13 protein-coding genes and 1 other RNA gene are annotated in these 16,010 nt (G+C 62.1%); 6 read left to right on the top strand and 8 right to left on the bottom strand.

Annotation, left to right across the window (positions count from 1 at the left end; translation table 11 throughout):
* Positions 1 to 28: 28 nt before the first annotated feature.
* Entirely contained in the window at positions 29 to 901 is an 873-nt protein-coding gene (locus tag LJF34_RS10805) for a hypothetical protein (protein WP_231184971.1), read from the top strand.
* 147 nt (positions 902 to 1,048) lie between these two features.
* On the opposite strand, the gene LJF34_RS10800 is transcribed toward LJF34_RS10805, so the two are convergent.
* Complete coding sequence (locus LJF34_RS10800; protein ID WP_231184970.1) at positions 1,049 to 1,621, bottom strand: isochorismatase family cysteine hydrolase; 573 nt, start codon at positions 1,619 to 1,621, stop codon at positions 1,049 to 1,051.
* Between the two features lie 115 nt (positions 1,622 to 1,736).
* Here LJF34_RS10800 and LJF34_RS10795 point away from each other — a divergent pair, with 115 nt between their 5' ends.
* Complete coding sequence (locus LJF34_RS10795) at positions 1,737 to 3,242, top strand: Hvo_1808 family surface protein (RefSeq protein WP_231184969.1); 1,506 nt, start codon at positions 1,737 to 1,739, stop codon at positions 3,240 to 3,242.
* A gap of 139 nt (positions 3,243 to 3,381) precedes the next feature.
* Positions 3,382 to 4,521, top strand: a complete 1,140-nt coding sequence (locus tag LJF34_RS10790; RefSeq protein ID WP_231184968.1) for a nicotinate phosphoribosyltransferase — start codon at positions 3,382 to 3,384, stop codon at positions 4,519 to 4,521.
* Between the two features lies 1 nt (position 4,522).
* Here LJF34_RS10790 and LJF34_RS10785 read toward each other — a convergent pair whose 3' ends face one another.
* Entirely contained in the window at positions 4,523 to 5,125 is a 603-nt protein-coding gene (locus LJF34_RS10785; protein ID WP_231184967.1) for a TIGR00296 family protein, read from the bottom strand.
* Between the two features lie 116 nt (positions 5,126 to 5,241).
* On the opposite strand from LJF34_RS10785, the gene rnpB reads away from it, so the two are divergent.
* Together rnpB and LJF34_RS10775 are read left to right on the top strand one after the other, a co-directional pair.
* An RNA gene (rnpB, locus tag LJF34_RS10780) (RNase P RNA component) lies at positions 5,242 to 5,713 on the top strand.
* Between the two features lie 401 nt (positions 5,714 to 6,114).
* A complete protein-coding gene (locus tag LJF34_RS10775) occupies positions 6,115 to 7,143 on the top strand; it encodes a matrixin family metalloprotease (protein ID WP_231184966.1) in 1,029 nt (342 codons plus the stop codon).
* Between the two features lie 145 nt (positions 7,144 to 7,288).
* On the opposite strand, the gene LJF34_RS10770 is transcribed toward LJF34_RS10775, so the two are convergent.
* From LJF34_RS10770 to LJF34_RS10745, 6 genes are all read right to left on the bottom strand, one after another.
* Positions 7,289 to 8,386, bottom strand: coding sequence for an aminopeptidase (locus LJF34_RS10770; protein WP_231184965.1), 1,098 nt, complete (start codon positions 8,384 to 8,386; stop codon positions 7,289 to 7,291).
* 73 nt (positions 8,387 to 8,459) lie between these two features.
* On the bottom strand, positions 8,460 to 9,281 hold the full coding sequence (locus LJF34_RS10765) for a metal ABC transporter permease (RefSeq protein WP_231184964.1): 822 nt from the start codon (positions 9,279 to 9,281) through the stop codon (positions 8,460 to 8,462).
* Complete coding sequence (locus LJF34_RS10760; protein ID WP_231184963.1) at positions 9,274 to 10,011, bottom strand: metal ABC transporter ATP-binding protein; 738 nt, start codon at positions 10,009 to 10,011, stop codon at positions 9,274 to 9,276. The genes LJF34_RS10765 and LJF34_RS10760 overlap by 8 nt, the downstream gene beginning before the upstream one ends.
* A complete protein-coding gene (locus LJF34_RS10755) occupies positions 10,008 to 11,084 on the bottom strand; it encodes a metal ABC transporter substrate-binding protein (protein ID WP_231184962.1) in 1,077 nt (358 codons plus the stop codon). Before LJF34_RS10755 ends, LJF34_RS10760 begins: the two co-directional genes overlap by 4 nt.
* 259 nt (positions 11,085 to 11,343) lie before the next feature.
* Positions 11,344 to 14,052 (bottom strand): valine--tRNA ligase, encoded by a 2,709-nt coding sequence (locus LJF34_RS10750; protein WP_231184961.1) that lies wholly within the window; start codon positions 14,050 to 14,052, stop codon positions 11,344 to 11,346.
* 152 nt (positions 14,053 to 14,204) lie between these two features.
* Positions 14,205 to 14,399, bottom strand: a complete 195-nt coding sequence (locus LJF34_RS10745; RefSeq protein WP_231184960.1) for a hypothetical protein — start codon at positions 14,397 to 14,399, stop codon at positions 14,205 to 14,207.
* Positions 14,400 to 14,740: 341 nt separating this feature from the next.
* Here LJF34_RS10745 and LJF34_RS10740 point away from each other — a divergent pair, with 341 nt between their 5' ends.
* The gene (locus tag LJF34_RS10740) at positions 14,741 to 15,931 is read left to right on the top strand and encodes a CAP domain-containing protein (protein WP_231184959.1); all 1,191 of its coding nucleotides are present in this window, start codon (positions 14,741 to 14,743) and stop codon (positions 15,929 to 15,931) included.
* Positions 15,932 to 16,010 lie beyond the last annotated feature (79 nt).

Below are 16,010 nucleotides of genomic sequence, written 5' to 3'. Positions count from 1 at the left end.
GTAAACGCTCCCGGTCGAAACTCATCCCATGGTCGGGCTTACCCCGGAAGTGTTGTCGCGCTACCCTCGCTTTTCGGTCTACAACTCGCCGTACGTCGCCCACGACAACGGCAGTGCCATCGACCTCTATCCCGACAGCGAGGAACCGCGGACGCCGCTCGCGCCGAGCCCCGTCGCCGGAGAGGTGGTCGAAACCAGGTCGGTGACGGCCCCATCGAAACCGTACGCCGTGGCCCACGACCACCTCATCGTGGTCGATACCGGCGACTACCTCGCTCGGATGTTGCACATCGCTCCGTCCGTGGAACCGGGAGATACGGTAGCCGTCGGCGATTCGCTGGGTGAACTGATTCGCTCCGGTTTCTTCGCGCCGTGGGTCGCAAACCACATCCACCTCGGTTTCCGGGAACGCGGGACGAACCCCGTTCGCGCCTCGGGGTCGCTTCCGCTCGACGTTCCAGTGGAAATCGAACCCCTCGCGTGGGACGGGACGGGTCGCGTCGTCGAGACGGGCGAGACGTTCGTGGTTCTCGATTCGCCGACCCATCCCGCTCCCGGCGAGCGGTTCGCTGGAATCGAGGCCGTACTCGGAGGGGATGGGACCCGCGTGGTGGTTGATGGTGGACTGCCGCATTACGAGGGAGGCGGTGCGCTCCGCGCACCGGAAGGTCGAGCGGTCTCACCGCGAGACGGTGAATTCGCTCCCGTTTCACTCCTCGGCACGCGTATCGGGTGGGCGGACGGCCGCACCGTCACGTGGGACGACGTGGAAATCCGTGCGAACGGGGAGTCGATTACCGGCCTCTCGCTGTTCGTGTCGGTGGAGCAGTTCGGCGCGAAACTCGTCCGTCCGGGCCACGACTTTTCGGTCGGCGACTCGATTTCGGTGAGCGTTCGCTGAACTCCGTTTTGGCTTACTCTGCACGATTTCGATGCTCGTCTTTCAGTCTCTGGTATCGTTCATCGTCGCGAATCTGGTCCCATCTTCGTTTAAAAACCTTCGCCGCTTCGTGCGCTCGCTCTTCTCCGCCGGGCGTTCCCTCGGTCCTTACTCGAATTCGATATCGCTCAGTTCGACGCCCTCGCCGAACAACCACGCCGCGTGTTCGACGGCGTAGTCGCGGTGGTCCTCCTCGATGTAACCGACGGCGTCCTCCAGGATGAGCGGTCTGAAGTCACGCAGCCCGGCGCTTCCGGCGGTGTGGAGGACACAGACGTTCGCCAGCGTTCCGCAGAGGAGCAGGTTGTGAATCCCGTGGGCGTTCAGATACCCTTCGAGGTCCGTCTGATAGAAGGCGTCGTAGGTGTACTTCGTGACGACGTGGTCCCCCTCGCGGACGTTGAAATCGTCCACGATGTCCGCCTCCCACGACCCCTCCACGACGTGTTCGCCCCAGCGCTCGAACTCGTCGTAGTAGTGGTTACCCTCGAACTGTTCCGGCGTGTGTACGTCACGGGTAAAGACGATCGACGCGTCGGCCTCTCGGGCGCGCCCGAGAAAGTCCCGAATCGGGTCGATGACCGTTTCGCTGGCCGGTGCGTACAGGCTTCCGTCGGGGTGACAGAACCCGTTTTGCATATCGACGACGACGACGGCTGTCGAGTCGGAATCGAGGTTCATACTCGGGGATACGTTCGGTTTTCACGAAACGGTTTCGTCCGTTCGAAGGCGACTTTCGTTTCGCTCTCTTTTCAAGACCTTTTTTACATCAGGGTTCTAGCTTGCACCCACGAGAATGCGAACGATTACCGTAGTTGCCCTCGCCCTCATGCTCGTCCTCGCTGGCTGTTCGCAGGCCCCGGGAACGAAAACGAGTACGACGACGAGCGGCCCAAACGTGACGCAAACGACGGAGAATCCCAGTACCGAGGTGTCCGGGCCGGACACGAACGAGGCCATCCATCCGGCGGACCCCTCCTCGGACGTTCTCGGCTGGGAGAACGGTTATTGGTACAACGAAACCCTGTCGATAGACCAGAGTGACGGGCTGAACAAGTCCGAAATCGGTGCCATCGTCAACCGCTCTATGGCCCGCGACGAACGGATTCGGGAGCTGGAGTTCAAAAAGAACGTTCCGGTCAAAATCGTCTCCCGGAAGCAGTTCCAAAAGGACCAGAACAGCAACAACGTCTCCGGGAACCGACGGCTGTTCGACAACGCGAAGTACGAGTCGCTGTTCATGATCGGCGAATCGACCGACTCGATCGCCGTGCAGAACACGAACTCCGGGTCGTCCATCGGCGGGTTCTACAGTCCGTCGAAGGAGTCCATCGTGCTGGTCTCGAACAACAACGAGAACCTGCACGTGAGCGAGAGTACGCTCGCACACGAACTCATGCACGCGCTACAGGACCAGCACTTCGACCTCACGTCGTTCAACCAATCCACCCGCGAGCGACACAACGCCATCGACGGCCTCCTCGAAGGCGAGGCGAACAACATCGAAGCCCTCTACAGCAACCGGTGTCGGAACGCGTGGAAAGGGACGTGCCTCTCCGACACCACGGGAAGCGGCGACGGCGGCGACGGACTCGCCAACATCGGGCCGTATCTCATCAAATATCAGCCGTACAGCGACGGTCCCGCCTTCGTTCGCCACATCCGCGAGCAGTCCGGTTGGGAGGGCGTCAACGACGTTTACTCGAACCCCCCCGCCAGCACCGAACAGATAATCCACCCGAACAAGTATCCGAACGACGAACCGGCGACGGTTTCGGTACGGGATTCGACGAGTAACGGTTGGACCCGACTGCAACCCGAAGGGCGACCGAACTACGGCGAAGTCGGCGAAGCAGGTCTCTTTGCCATGTTCATGTATCCCTACTACGAGAGCCAGGGGAGTACGCAGATAATCCCTGCAAACGACTTCTTCAACCGGAACTCGGAGGGGAACCTCCGGAAGGTCGACCCGCTCAACTACCGGAGCAAACCCACGAACGGGTGGGACGGCGACAGAATCGTCGTGTACACGAACGACGGGCCGAAAAACGAGACCGGCTACGTCTTCAAGACGGAGTGGGACTCGAAGAAGGACGCCACGGAGTTCGTGGACGCCTACGAGAAACTGCTCAACTATCACAACGCAAAATCGGTGGACGGCAAGGAGAACACGTGGACGGTGCCGGACAGCACCGGATTCGGCGACGCCTTCTCGGTTCGCCAAAACGGTACCACCGTCACCATCGTGAACGCGCCGACGGTTTCGGACCTCTCCGACGTTCACGGTTCCGCCGCGTCGTAATCCGCGCGCTCTTCCTGCTCCCTCTTTGCCGTAATCCCGTGTCGTAACTCCCGCGTTTTTCCGCTTCTCGACGCCGACGAATCCGGTTCTTTTTCTCTCTCGCCGGGAATACCCCGGATATGCAAGACAGGTGGTTCGCGTGAGCGACCGATTCGACGTGGTTCCCGAGGAGTCGATCCGAGACGGAACCGCGACGGACGCCTACTTCCTTCGCACCGAAACGACGCTCGAAGCCGCCGGGAAGAATCCCCACGTCGTCGCCGAAGTGACGGCGGACCAGTTCCCGACCGGCGAGTTCGAACTCCTCTCCGGCGTGAAAGACGCCGCGCGTCTCCTCGAAGGACTCCCCATCGACGTGGACGCCATGGCCGAGGGACGACTGTTCGATGGCGGCCCGGTCATGTCCATCGAGGGGAGCTATCTCGATTTCGCGCGATACGAAACGTCGCTGTTGGGCTTTCTCTCACACGCGTCGGGGATGGCGACGAACGCGCTCGACGCGCGATTCGCGGCCCCTGACTCCGTCCTCCTCAGTTTCGGTGCGCGTCACGTTCACCCGTCCATCGCCGCCGTCGTCGAGCGCTCGGCTCTCATCGCGGGGTTCGACGGTTTTTCACACGTCGCCGCGGGCGAGGTACTCGGACGGGAACCCGGCGGAACCATGCCCCACGCCCTGCTACTCTGTTTCGGCGCGGGCGATCAGGAAGCGGCGTGGCAAGCGTTCGACGCGGCCGTCGGCGAGGAGGTCCCGCGGGTCGCGCTCTGTGACACCTTCTCCGACGAGAAGGACGAGGTGCTCCGCGCGGCGAACGCGCTCGGTGACGATTTGGACAGCGTCCGTATCGACACCACCGGATCGCGGCGCGGTGACTTCGAACACATCCTTCGGGAACTCCGCTGGGAACTCGACTCCCACGGCTTCGAGGACGTGGACATCTTCGCGAGCGGCGGCCTCGGACCGGACGAACTCCGCGACCTCTCCGACATCGTGGACGGGTTCGGCGTCGGAAGTCACATCAGCAACGCCGAGCCGGTCGATTTCGCGCTCGACATCGTGGAAGTCGACGGCGAACCGATTTCGAAGCGCGGCAAACTCTCGGGTCGAAAACAGGTGTATCGAACCGACGAGGGCGACCATCACGTCGCTCTCGTGCGCCACGAGACGGCGGGCGAGCCGCTGCTTCAGCCGCTGATTCGGGGCGGTGAACTGGTGCGCGAGTTCGATATCGGCGCGGCTGCTCGTCGGGCTACTGAAGACGCGGCGGCAGTCGAATTCTGAGTTATATCCGCTCGATGCTTCCTTCCGGTTCTCGCTCCCGGAACACGGGGCCATCGACGAGCGTTACCATCACGTCGTCGTCCTCCCACGCGCCGTGGGGAAGTCCGGCCTTTCGACACGTTCGGTCGAGGTACTCGAACGTGCTCCAGTTGTGTTCGACGGGGAGTGTTGGGTACATCCACGCTCGGCTTCCGCGACCCTCGACGGCGACGCCGTGTCGGCCCAGTCGAATGTCGTTTGCCGGGTCGTTGCTCAACAGCGTGTCCTCGACGATGAAGACGGAGATGTTGAGGTTGGACAACTCGGCCGGTTCGATCTCCGACCCGCAGGAATCCTCGCTCGCGGCCGCGATGGCCGAATCGACGATTGCGTGCCCTAACTGTTCGCTCGTGTCGTAGGCACCTGCGCACCCGCGGAGACTTCCGCGGCCGCGGGTGGATTCGAGCCGGACGAAGACGCCGGTGCGTGCGTAGAACGCCTCTCGCATGCTTCCGGGCTGTTCTCGTTGTCCGTTGATAACGTAGGAATTTACTGCCTCGCGTGCGAGTTCGACTGCTCGCGTGCCATCCTCATAGGTGAGGGTTACTGCCTGTGCCTCAGACATACAGATAGCTTATGCACAGTAACATCTTCAACGCTTCCCTTCATCTTGGCTGGCTTTAAGCGGACGTGACTATCCGTATCGAACGGCTTAAACGCGTGCAACGGCTAGTTTTCCTCGGCAGAGGGAGCCCGGTTTCCGCGGTGCACGCGACGACCGTCGCGTGCGGACGGTACCGATTCGGTACCTACGTGAGGAAAGTCCCCCCACCAGCCGGGTAGGCAACCGGACGCAAGTCCGGAGTGGGAGACCACTGGCTCTGGAACAGAAACGAGACCGCTTCGCGCGACCGATGAGGTGTGCGAACCGACCCGAGAGGGGAGGGAGCTAACCCACCGAGGGAAGCGTGGTGGCACTGTCAGCACGGAACGCGTGACGGTGAAACGTCGCGCTAACGCGTGCTGGCGCTGTCAGCACGTCGACCGCGAAGAATGGGTGGAACGGTGAATCCTTGCCGGTGCAAGTCCGTGCCATATTGGTAGCCCGGTCACGTGTCGGGAATCCCGATACGCCTCCGGACCACGTCCGGAGATGGTTCGGACGCTAAGCCGAATACTGGGCCGAACAGAAGGGGGCTTACTCCCCTCAGCCGTCATTCATATTCCGAACGCGACTGCCAGTAATGCGACCCCAGCGAGTATTTCTATTGCCACGACCGCCAAGGCGGCGCTTGCTTTGATGTACGTCATACTGCCCAGTTCGGGCAACGATAGCACACCCAATAAGTGAGAACGATGGTTATGCACAGTTTCCATATTCAACGAAAAATTAACGAATTGAACGGTTCAAAAGCGTCACCTGTCGGTTTGAAACGTCCGCCGGAACGAATGGGAACGTCTGACATCGTCGTTCAATCGACCATTACCGCCCTCGGACGGGTAGAAAAAACCGCTATTAGGTGCAGTCTAATAATCTCTCACTGACATCACTTCTCTCGACTGTCGTTTCCGAAGGCGGAAGATTTGATAGCACGACGGACCAAAACGATAGCAATGAAGTGGCGCGCGTGCTTGCTCGTCGTCTGTCTCGTCCTGTCGGGGTGTGCCGGTACGCAGTTCGGTCGCGTGACGACGCACACGGTGACGGAGGGTCCTCCCACGGGGGAGACGGAAACCGTGACTGGAACGGGAACGATTGCGGACCTCTCGAACCCGTGGGGCGGTCCGGTGACGGTCGCCATCAACGACAGCCCGAGCGGTTCGCGCGACTATTCCGCGGACGTTCGGAAAGCGCTCGACTACTGGGAGCGCAACAGCGAGCGATACGCGGGCTACTCGATTCAGTACGATTTCGCCCCGAACGCCGAGAACCCGGACCTCGTCGTCAACTTCGTCGATTCCGTCGAGAGCTGTCCTCGCGTGAACCACGCCGTCGGGTGCGCGCCGTACATCACCGACGCCGCACAGATTTCCCCGCCTATGGAAATCGACGTCGATGGCTCGTTTTCGAACGAGTCGACCGTCCTCATCCTGAAACACGAACTCGGACACACGCTCGGGTTGAACCACAGCTCCGCGCCGCAGTCCATCATGGCCGCCGAGGCCGCGCTCGCTGCCCGTCCCATGACGGACGCGACGAACCGCGACCTGCCGTGGGCCGACGCGTCGTTCACCGTCTACCTCGGCCAGACGGCGGACCGACCGGCCGTGAAACGGCAGGTCCGCCACGCGCTCGACTACTACGCCGACGGCGCGGCCGGAACCGTCCCCTCGAACGTCTCGTTCACGTTCACCGACGACCGGTCGGCGGCGGACGTCCTGATTCAGTTCCCCGACACCCTCCCGTGCAGTCCGGGGACGACCGGTTCGTGTGGCGGCGTCCGTGGGACCGACCCGGACCGAGACGGCGCGCTGGAGGAGTACGACCGGCTGACGGTTTCGATTTCGGGCGTCGATACTGACGCCGTCGGCTGGTACGTCGGCTACTGGTTGGGCTACGGATTCGGACTCGAAGAACCGGAACTCGCACCCCCGTTCCGACACGCTTCCGAGCGCGAGAAACGAAGCGAGTGGTGGACGTAAACCGCTCGAAACTATCCTTCGAACCCGTCTTCCCACCGGAAGGTGCACGTTCCACCTTTTTACTCGTCGGGTCGGCTTCGCCGACCGCTCCTCACAAAAATCTGGACGAAAAACTCCCGCTCGCTCGTGCCACTCGCTCGCGGCACTATCCCTCGAACCCGTCTTCCCACCGGAAGGTGCCGTTTCGTTGGACGACTTCGCCGTCGATTTCCATCCGCGACCCCTCGCTCACGTCGGTTATCATGTCGATGTGGACGGCGCTGTCGTTGCCCGTCTCCCCCTCGGGAAGGCAGGCGTCGTAGGCGCGTCCGACCGCGAGGTGGACCGTGTCGCCCATCTTCTCGTCGAACAGGATGCTGTCGGTGAAGCGGTCGATGCCGCGGTTCATCCCGATGCCGAGTTCGCCGAGTCTGCGCGCGCCGTCGTCCGTGTCGAGAATCTCGGATAGCACGTCCTCGCCGGTTTCGGCGCTGAACTCCACGACCTCGCCGTCCTCGAACGCGAGGTGGACGTTCCGAATGCGACTCCCTTGGTGTGTCATCGGCACGTCGAAGAACACCTCGCCCTCCGTCGCGTGCGGTGCCGTGAACACCTCGCCGCTGGGGAGGTTGTGCGAGTCGTAGGCCACCGACGCACAGCTGTTGACCGCGGTTCGGCTCTCGATGGACATCGTGATGTCGGTGTCCTCCGTGACGATTCTGACCTCGCTCCCCTCGTCCAGCAGCGTCTTCATCTTCCCCATCTCCTCGGCCAGCGACTCCCAGTCGCGGAGGACGGCGCTGTACACGAAGTCCCGATATTCCTCGTAGGCCATCCCCGCCTGCTGTGCGTGGGCGCGGGTCGGATGCAGCGTCGAAATCCAATCCGTCCCGAGGCGGGTCTCTCGAATGAGCGCCCGCGCTTTTTCGTACGCCTGCTGTGTCTCCCCCGGAACGTCGGCTTTTCCCATCGTGTTTCGACTCCCCCTCAGAACGAGCACCACGTCCGCGTTCTCGTACATTGCCAGTTCAGGTGCGGGGTTTTCGTCGAAGTCGCCGTCGTGTGCCCGGAGGTATGCACGCACGATTTCGTCGGACCTGTACAGGGTCAGCATGTTCGCGTTCCGTTCGCCCAACTTCTCGCCGACGGCGACGGCGAGGTCGTGTGTTCCCTCATCGACCATGACGACGACGTCGTCGCCTTCTTCGACCCGTGCGCTCCAATCGACCAGCACTTCGGCGTGTTCGTGAACTCGGTCGTCCATACCACGACAGTCGGAGACCGATAGAAAAGTCCTCGCGGTTTGCGATGCGGCAATCTCGTTTTAACGACGCTTCTCATCGAACGATGACGGACACCAGCACGAACGCGCCGATTGCGGTCAGTACGATGGTTCCGCCCGCCGCAAGCCCGTACGCATAGGACAGCGTGATACCGACGACGACGGCGATCTCTCCGACGACGACGCCGATACCGAGCGACTGTCGGAAGCTTTCGGCAACCAGTGATGCCGTGGCGACGGGGACAACGAGCATCGCCGCGACGAGGACGACGCCCATGATTTGCATGGCCGCGACGACGACCAACGCGGTCAACACGACGAGCAGGCGGTTGTAGCGGCGGACCGGGATTCCGGAGACGCGGGCCGCCGTCTCGTCGAACGTGACGGCGAACAGCTGCCGTCGCGTTACGGCGACGACGCCGACTACGAACGCGGACAACACGACCATTACCGAGACGTTGTCGGCCGTGACCGTCGCCAGACTGCCGAACAGGTACCGGTCGATGCCGACCGCGATTCCACCATCCACGAGGCTGATGAGGACGCTTCCGAGGGCGAACCCACCCGACAACACGATTGCCATCGACACGTCGCCGTACGCGTCGGTCCGTTCCGCGAGCACCTGTATCGCCAACGCCGCGAGCACCGCCACCACGAGCGCGCTGAGATACGGCGACACGCCGACGTTCAGGCTTCCGAGGAACAATCCGACTGCGACTCCCGCGAAGGCCGAGTGGGCCAGCGTATCCCCGATGAGCGCCATCCCCCGGTGAACCAGGAACGACCCGACGAGCGGCGCGACGAGGCCGACACAGAGTCCCGCGACGAGCGCGAGGCGCATGAACCGATAGCTCAGCATCTCGGCGATATCAATCATGGTCGTGGTGCAGTCGCCGCTGGTTCGCCCCGTAAGCGTCCGTCAGCACGTCGCTGGCTTCGAACTCGTCGGTCCCGCCGTGGAAGTACAGCTTCCGATTCAGACAGGCAATCCTGTCCGCGTGTTCCGTGACGACGCCGATGTCGTGTTCCACGAGGACGACGGCCAAGCCATCCCGATTCAGGTCGCGGAGGAGGCCGTAAAACTCCCCTCTGGACTCGGCATCGACGCCGACCGTCGGTTCGTCCAGCACGAGTGCGTCCGCGTCGGCGGCCAGCGCGCGGGCGATGAACGCCCGTTGTTGCTGGCCGCCGGAGAGACGGGCAACGCGGCGGCCCGCGAGGGCGGAAATCCCGACGATTTCCATCGCGTTCTCGACGGCGTCCCGGTCTTTCTCCCCGGCGAATCCGAATCCGAGGTGTGAACTCCGACCCGTAGCGACTACCTCCCTGACCGTCACGGGCATTCCCGAAACCGCGGTTACGTTCTGTGCGACGTAGCCGACTCGCCCGCCTTTTCTGCCCGTTCCTGGCGGTTTACCGAACAGACGAACCGTCCCCTCGTCCGGCGTTCGTAACCCGAGGACGAGTTCGAGGAGCGTACTCTTTCCCGACCCGTTCGGGCCGACGACCCCGAGGAATTCGCCGTCCTCGACCGTCAGCGAAACGCCCGAGAGAACCGGTCGGTCGCCGTACCCGAACGTCACGTGGTCGAGTTCCGCGACCGTCATTTCGTTCCGAGCGCCGTTTTCAGCGACGGGAGGTTCACCTGCTCCATGATTTCGACGTATCCCCAGTCCTTCTCGTTCCACTCCTTCGTGATACCCGGAATCGGCGTGATCGGCAGGTGGTCTTTCGCGTCGGTTTCCGAAACCAGTTGTTTGGCGGCCCGGTCCGACTCGAACACCGGCGCGAGGACGTGTTCGATATCGTGTTCGTCGATGAGTTTCTGCGCACGCCGGACGTCCTTGGGACTCGGTGAGGAGTCCGGCGCGAGTCCCGTCAGGGCGTGAACGTCGAACCCGTACCGTTCGCCGAGATACTGGAACGCGTTGTGTCCTGCGACCAGCACCGCGCTCCGCTTCGCAGATTCGAGTTCGGATTCGAACCTCGTGTCGAGTTCGTCTATCCTGTCCCTGAACACCCTCGCGTTTTCGACGAACGGATCGCCGGAAACGCCGTCCACTTTCGAAACCCCGTCTTCGACGTTCGAAACGGCCTGCTTCGCTCGTTGTGGGTCGAGCCAGAAATGGGGGTCGTTCGCTCCATGGCCGTGTCCCGTTTCGCTTTCACCGTGCTCGTGGGCGGTTCCGTTCTTCTCGTGGTCGTTCACGGTTTCGTTTCCCTGACCTTTGCCGTCGTGTTCGTCCTCCTCGTCTTCGTGGTGTTCACCGTCGTGGTTCTCTTCGTGACTCGGCGCGGGAAGCAGGGAAATCCCGCGTCTGGCCGCGACGATGGGAATCTCCGGCCGTTCCTTCTCGACGTTCTCCACCATCCTGTCCGCCCACGGTTGAAACCCGTCTCCCATGTAGACGACGGCGTCGGACTCCATCGCCTCCCGCTGGACCTGTGCCGACGGTTCCCAACCGTGACCGTGCTGGCCGACCGGCACCAAGCTTTCGACGGTCGTGGCGTCGTTCACGACGTTTCTCGTGAAATCGGTGAGGACGAAAAACGACGTCTGTATCGCGTTCGAATCGTCAGTCTTCCCGCCGGGGGACGACCCGAGACAACCCGCGAAGGTTCCGCTCGCGAACAACGCAGTTCCCAGTTCGATGGCGCGTCTTCGAGTGATGTTCGTCATCAGGCTATTAACAATTCTTGGACCATCGTTAATAACTTCTGCTATCTCGGTGCTAGATGTTGTTAATATGTCTCGGTTCGCCACTCTCATCGGGCCGGTGTAGTATCGCTACTGATCGGGCATCGCCACTGGTCTCCGACCGGCAGAGATGGAACTTCCGGTCGGAAGCGTCGCCACTCGTGGGGTGCACTCCCGGAGACGTCAGTGTCACCGCGCGAAACGGGTCATCAAAAAATCGCGGAGCGCCGAATCCGCCGTTTCAGGGGAAGACGAGGACCGTCGCGTGTTCCGTCTCCAGCACTTCGACTTCCTCGCCGCTTTCGGCGCGGTACTCCTCTTCGATTTCCACCCAGTCGCCGTCGAGGGTGACTTCTTCGCCCGCCGCATCCAGCGTGATTTCGCCGTGCGTGTCAACCTGTGCCTTGAGTTCCGCCGGGTCCGTCGATTCGAGCGCGCCGACGACCGCACCCGCCTTGTCGCGGAACTTCGGCCCGATGGACGAGTGGTCGGGGCTGACACCGACCGGCGCGAGTTCCACGTTCGGTCGCCCCTCTTCGAGGTAAACCGGGCCGTTCACCGCTTCGCTCAAGTCGTAGGTGTCGGGGTGGCGCTCGGCGTCGGCGTACAGTTCGATGCGGCCGAGTTCGCCGTTGAGGGCCATTCCCTCGTCGGACTTCCACGCCCGGACCTCGCTCGCAACTTCGGCGATGATTTCGCCCGCGAGTTCGGCCTCCTCGTCCTGCATTTCGACGTCCGGCCAGGAGGCCAGATTGACGCTCTCCTCGGTTCCGGGGAGGTAGCTGTACACCTCCTCGGCGAAGAAGGGCGAGAAGGGCGACAGCATCCGAGCGACGGACGAGACACACGTGTACAGCGCGTGGCGCGCGGCGTTGCGCTCGCCCGGCCGTCCCTCGTACAGGCGGCCCTTCACCAGTTCGAGGTAGTCGTCCGCGAGGTCCTCCCAGACGAACTCCCGAAGCGTTCTGAGCGCCCGGTCGTAGCGATACCGTTCCATGTCGTCGGCCACGCTCTCCGCGGTGTTCGAAAGCCGGGACAGAATCCAGCGGTCCGCGTCGCGGTAGGCCGGGTCGCTGATGGTCGGCGTGTTCTCGTCGAAGTGGTTCGTCGAGAACTGGAGGATGTTCCAGATTTTGGTGAGGAACCGCGAGGCCGACGTGGCTTCCTTCGGCTGAAACTGGACGTCGCTTCCGGGTTGGCCACCGAGGACCAACGCCTGCCGAACCGAGTCCGCACCGTACTCGTCGACGGCGTCCGTCGGCGTGACGACGTTGCCGCGGGACTTGCTCATCTTGTTGCCGTCCGGGCCGAACACCATGCCGTTGATGAGGATTTCGTCCCACGGGCGCTCGTCGGTGAGTTCGCCGACGCGGAGGAGCGTGTAGAACGCCCACGTTCGGATGATGTCGTGGCCCTGCGGGCGGAGTGCGACGGGTTCGAACTCGTCCAGTTCGAGGTTCTCGGGCCATCCGCTGATGTGAAGCGGCGTGATGGACGAGTCCATCCACGTGTCCATCACGTCGGTTTCGCCCGTCCACGAGTCCGCACCGCACTCGGGACAGTCGCCGATTGCGGGGCCGGTTTCCGTCGGGTCGACCGGGAGTTCGTCGATGTCGGCGATGTGCCAGTGGCCACACTCCTCGCATTCCCACGCGGGAATCGGCGTGGCGAACACGCGCTGGCGGGAGATAACCCAGTCCCAACTCATGCCGTCCGCCCACTCTTCGAGGCGGGCGTACATGTGGTCGGGAATCCACTCGACTTCCTTCGCCTTCTCGACGATTTCGTCCGAGTCGACCTCGACGAACCACTGTTCCTTCGAGAGGATTTCGATGGGCGTGTCACACCGCCAGCAGGTGCCGACGGACTGCTCGGTGGATTCCGAATCGTTCAGGTAGCCCTCCTCCGCGAGGGCGTCGGCGACGTCCGCCTTCGCCTCGTCGATGGTCAGGCCCTCGAACTCACCCGCGAGTTCGTTCAGGTGGCCGTCCTCCGTGAAGACGGGTCGAAGATCGAGTTCGTGTCTGGCCCACCAGTCCACGTCCTGTTTGTCCCCGAACGTACAGATCATCACCGCGCCGGTTCCGAAGTCGCCGTCGACGTCGTCGTCGGCGACGAGTTCGATTTCCTGTCCGAACAGCGGGACCTCGAACGTCTCGCCGATTCGGTCGGCGTAGCGTTCGTCCTCGGGGTCCACGGCCATGCCGACACACGCCGCGAGCAGTTCGGGACGCGTGGTCGCAATCTCGATGTTCCGCGGCTCCACCGCGGAGCCAGAGGAGCTTCGCTCCTCGCTGTTATCGTTGTCAACGTCGTCAGACTCCGTCTGACGGGCTGACGAGCTTTGCTCGTCAACGCCCTCGAACGTGACGTAGTAGAGCGTCCCCGTCCGGTCCTCGTTTTCGACCTCCGCGTCCGCGATGGCCGTCTCACAGCGCGGACACCAGTTGACGGGGTGTTCGTCGCGGTAGACGGAGTCTTCCATCTCGACGAACGAGCGCTGGGTCTTCCCCCAGTATTCGGGGTCCATCGTGCGGAACTCGGCGTTCCAGTCGATGGAGAAGCCCAACTCGTTCATCGTCTCCTTCATCGAGTCTATCTGCTCTTCGGTGTGCTCGATGCAGAGTCGCCGGAACTCCTCGCGGGAGACTTCCGTCCGGTGGATGTCGTGGTTCTCCTCGACCTTCACTTCCGTCGGAAGCCCGTGGCAGTCCCATCCCTGCGGGAACAGGACTTCCTCGCCCTTGAGACGGTGATAACGCGCCGCGAAGTCGATGTAACTCCACTGGAGTCCGTGCCCGATATGGAGGTTGCCGGTGGGGTACGGCGGCGGCGTGTCGATGACGTACTCCAAGTCACCGTCGGGGGTGTACACGTCGGAGCCTTGCCACTCTTCCCGCCACTTTCGCTCGATACGCTCTGGTTCGTAGTCGTTTGGAACGTCAGTCATGGCTGCAAATTGCTGTCGCTGAATGGTGAATCGGTGAGAAACACTATCGGCTCGCCGTCTGCGCTAGAGACGTACTACCGACACCATCGCGCTCATACTTGTGACTCTGCGTGTGGGCGCTGATAAAGGTTCCCGTCCATTTCCCGCCTGAATCAACTCCGAACGGTTCGATACGTCCGGAGGAGGACGAGTCCGCCCATGGTCGCGAGCGCGGTGATGACCGCGTACAGGAAGTTCGGGAAGTGGTCGTAGATGAAGAGGAGGTACGGTATCGCAATGAGAACGACTAACATACAAAGGAGGGCGATAACGAGGTTGAGTCGCAAGACGATTCTCTCCTCATCCATACCTCCCGTTCGACTTCAGCGGTGTTATTTGTTTGGCCCAACGGTGAAAATAATTCGCCGATCCGACCGATAGTAACGAACCGTATCGTTTCGATCGCTCCGGATCATCCGCGATTGACGACTGTCCCCACTCATACATTTCTATTCGTGAATCACCGGCGTATTCTCATTAACTATCTGAACTCAATATGGGATTATGCAAAATATTATGTTGTACTTCGGCCAGATATTCTTATGATGGCGCGCTATTCGGATCGGAATAACGACGAACGGTCCCGACGACGTTTCGATGGGTTCGAACCGCAGCGATTCACGGCCGCGCACACGCTACGGGGGTGGAGATGACTCGACGGTCGCTCTCCACCGGCCTCTCGTTGGCGTTCCTCGTTCTTCTCCTCACGAGCACCGCCGCGTCGGGATTCACTTCGGAGGCGACTCCGTCCGCTTTTGCGACCGACGAACCGAACTCGTCCGTGAATAGCGACTATTCGGCCATCCCCGAACCCAGCACGTCCCTCGAAACGGCCCGTTTCGGGGACGACTTCTGGCGCTTGTTTTACTGGTTGGCCCAGTTATTAGAACACGAACCACAACCACGCCAGCGAGTACCGACGTCACCCGCGACAAGCGTTCATACGACTCCCTCTTCATCTACCTCGCCAGCAACGACTCCCGCGACCGTACCCTCATCGACCGCGCGCTCGCCGACGACCGCTCCGATATCGACCGCACCGACGACAACGCCGTCAGTAGAAGTGGCACCTGCAACGACGACGGTCGTCCCCTCGTCCTCGACGACACCGGAAACCACGACGACACAGGTTACGACAACTCCCCCCACAACGACGTCCTCTCCGACGACAACGACCGAGACGACGGACCCAGATATCCCTACGGCTACGACGGTAGCGTCACAAACGACGACCACGACGCCACCGACGCCACCAACGTCGACCACGATTCCGCCACCGACGACTTCCCAGTCGTCAACTACCGCGACGACTACCCAACCGACGACTACCGCGACGACTGATACGACCACGCCGCCATCGACATCGAACGGCATCGATAGGGGAGACGTCGAGCGACTCGTTCATCAGTATGTCAACGAGGAGCGGTCGAACCGGGGTCTGGAACCGCTCGCGTTCAGCACCGACCTCCGCGAAATCGCGCGCTATCACAGCGAGGACATGGCGACGCGAAACTACTTCTCTCACACGTCGCCCGAGGGGGAGAACTTCGCGGACCGCTACGACCGGTTCGACTACACCTGCCGCGCGTCGGCGGGTGACGGTCGGTCTCTCACGGGCGGCGAGAACATCGCGCAGACGTGGTACGACGTGCGTGTCACGACTGCGGACGGAACGGTTCGGTACACCACGGAAGACGAACTCGCTCGCGGCATCGTCACACAGTGGATGAACTCACAGGGACACCGGGAGAACATCCTGACGCCGGAGTGGCGGAACGAAGGCATCGGCATCGTCGTTACCGACGAAGGGAAGGTGTACGCCACCCAGAACTTCTGCTAGGTTCGATATGCGCCACATCGAACCCGCGTTTGCCGCGACGATGCGAACGTTCCTCCAGTGAGGTCCATTCGGTCCCTCC

Source organism: Haladaptatus sp. DYF46, from assembly GCF_021083305.1.
Lineage (GTDB): Archaea > Halobacteriota > Halobacteria > Halobacteriales > Haladaptataceae > Haladaptatus.
The sequence above is the reverse complement of the archived record's forward strand: the minus strand, read 5'-3'. Positions and strand labels throughout refer to the sequence as shown.

Coding starts and splice junctions, on each gene's coding strand:
- LJF34_RS10805 (WP_231184971.1), top strand. CDS start 29: ATGGTCGGGCTTACCCCGGAAGTGTTGTCGCGCTACCCTCGCTTTTCG.
- LJF34_RS10800 (WP_231184970.1), bottom strand. CDS start 1,621: ATGAACCTCGATTCCGACTCGACAGCCGTCGTCGTCGTCGATATGCAA.
- LJF34_RS10795 (WP_231184969.1), top strand. CDS start 1,737: ATGCGAACGATTACCGTAGTTGCCCTCGCCCTCATGCTCGTCCTCGCT.
- LJF34_RS10785 (WP_231184967.1), bottom strand. CDS start 5,125: ATGTCTGAGGCACAGGCAGTAACCCTCACCTATGAGGATGGCACGCGA.
- LJF34_RS10775 (WP_231184966.1), top strand. CDS start 6,115: ATGAAGTGGCGCGCGTGCTTGCTCGTCGTCTGTCTCGTCCTGTCGGGG.
- LJF34_RS10770 (WP_231184965.1), bottom strand. CDS start 8,386: ATGGACGACCGAGTTCACGAACACGCCGAAGTGCTGGTCGATTGGAGC.
- LJF34_RS10765 (WP_231184964.1), bottom strand. CDS start 9,281: ATGATTGATATCGCCGAGATGCTGAGCTATCGGTTCATGCGCCTCGCG.
- LJF34_RS10760 (WP_231184963.1), bottom strand. CDS start 10,011: ATGACGGTCGCGGAACTCGACCACGTGACGTTCGGGTACGGCGACCGA.
- LJF34_RS10755 (WP_231184962.1), bottom strand. CDS start 11,084: ATGACGAACATCACTCGAAGACGCGCCATCGAACTGGGAACTGCGTTG.
- LJF34_RS10750 (WP_231184961.1), bottom strand. CDS start 14,052: ATGACTGACGTTCCAAACGACTACGAACCAGAGCGTATCGAGCGAAAG.
- LJF34_RS10745 (WP_231184960.1), bottom strand. CDS start 14,399: ATGGATGAGGAGAGAATCGTCTTGCGACTCAACCTCGTTATCGCCCTC.
- LJF34_RS10740 (WP_231184959.1), top strand. CDS start 14,741: ATGACTCGACGGTCGCTCTCCACCGGCCTCTCGTTGGCGTTCCTCGTT.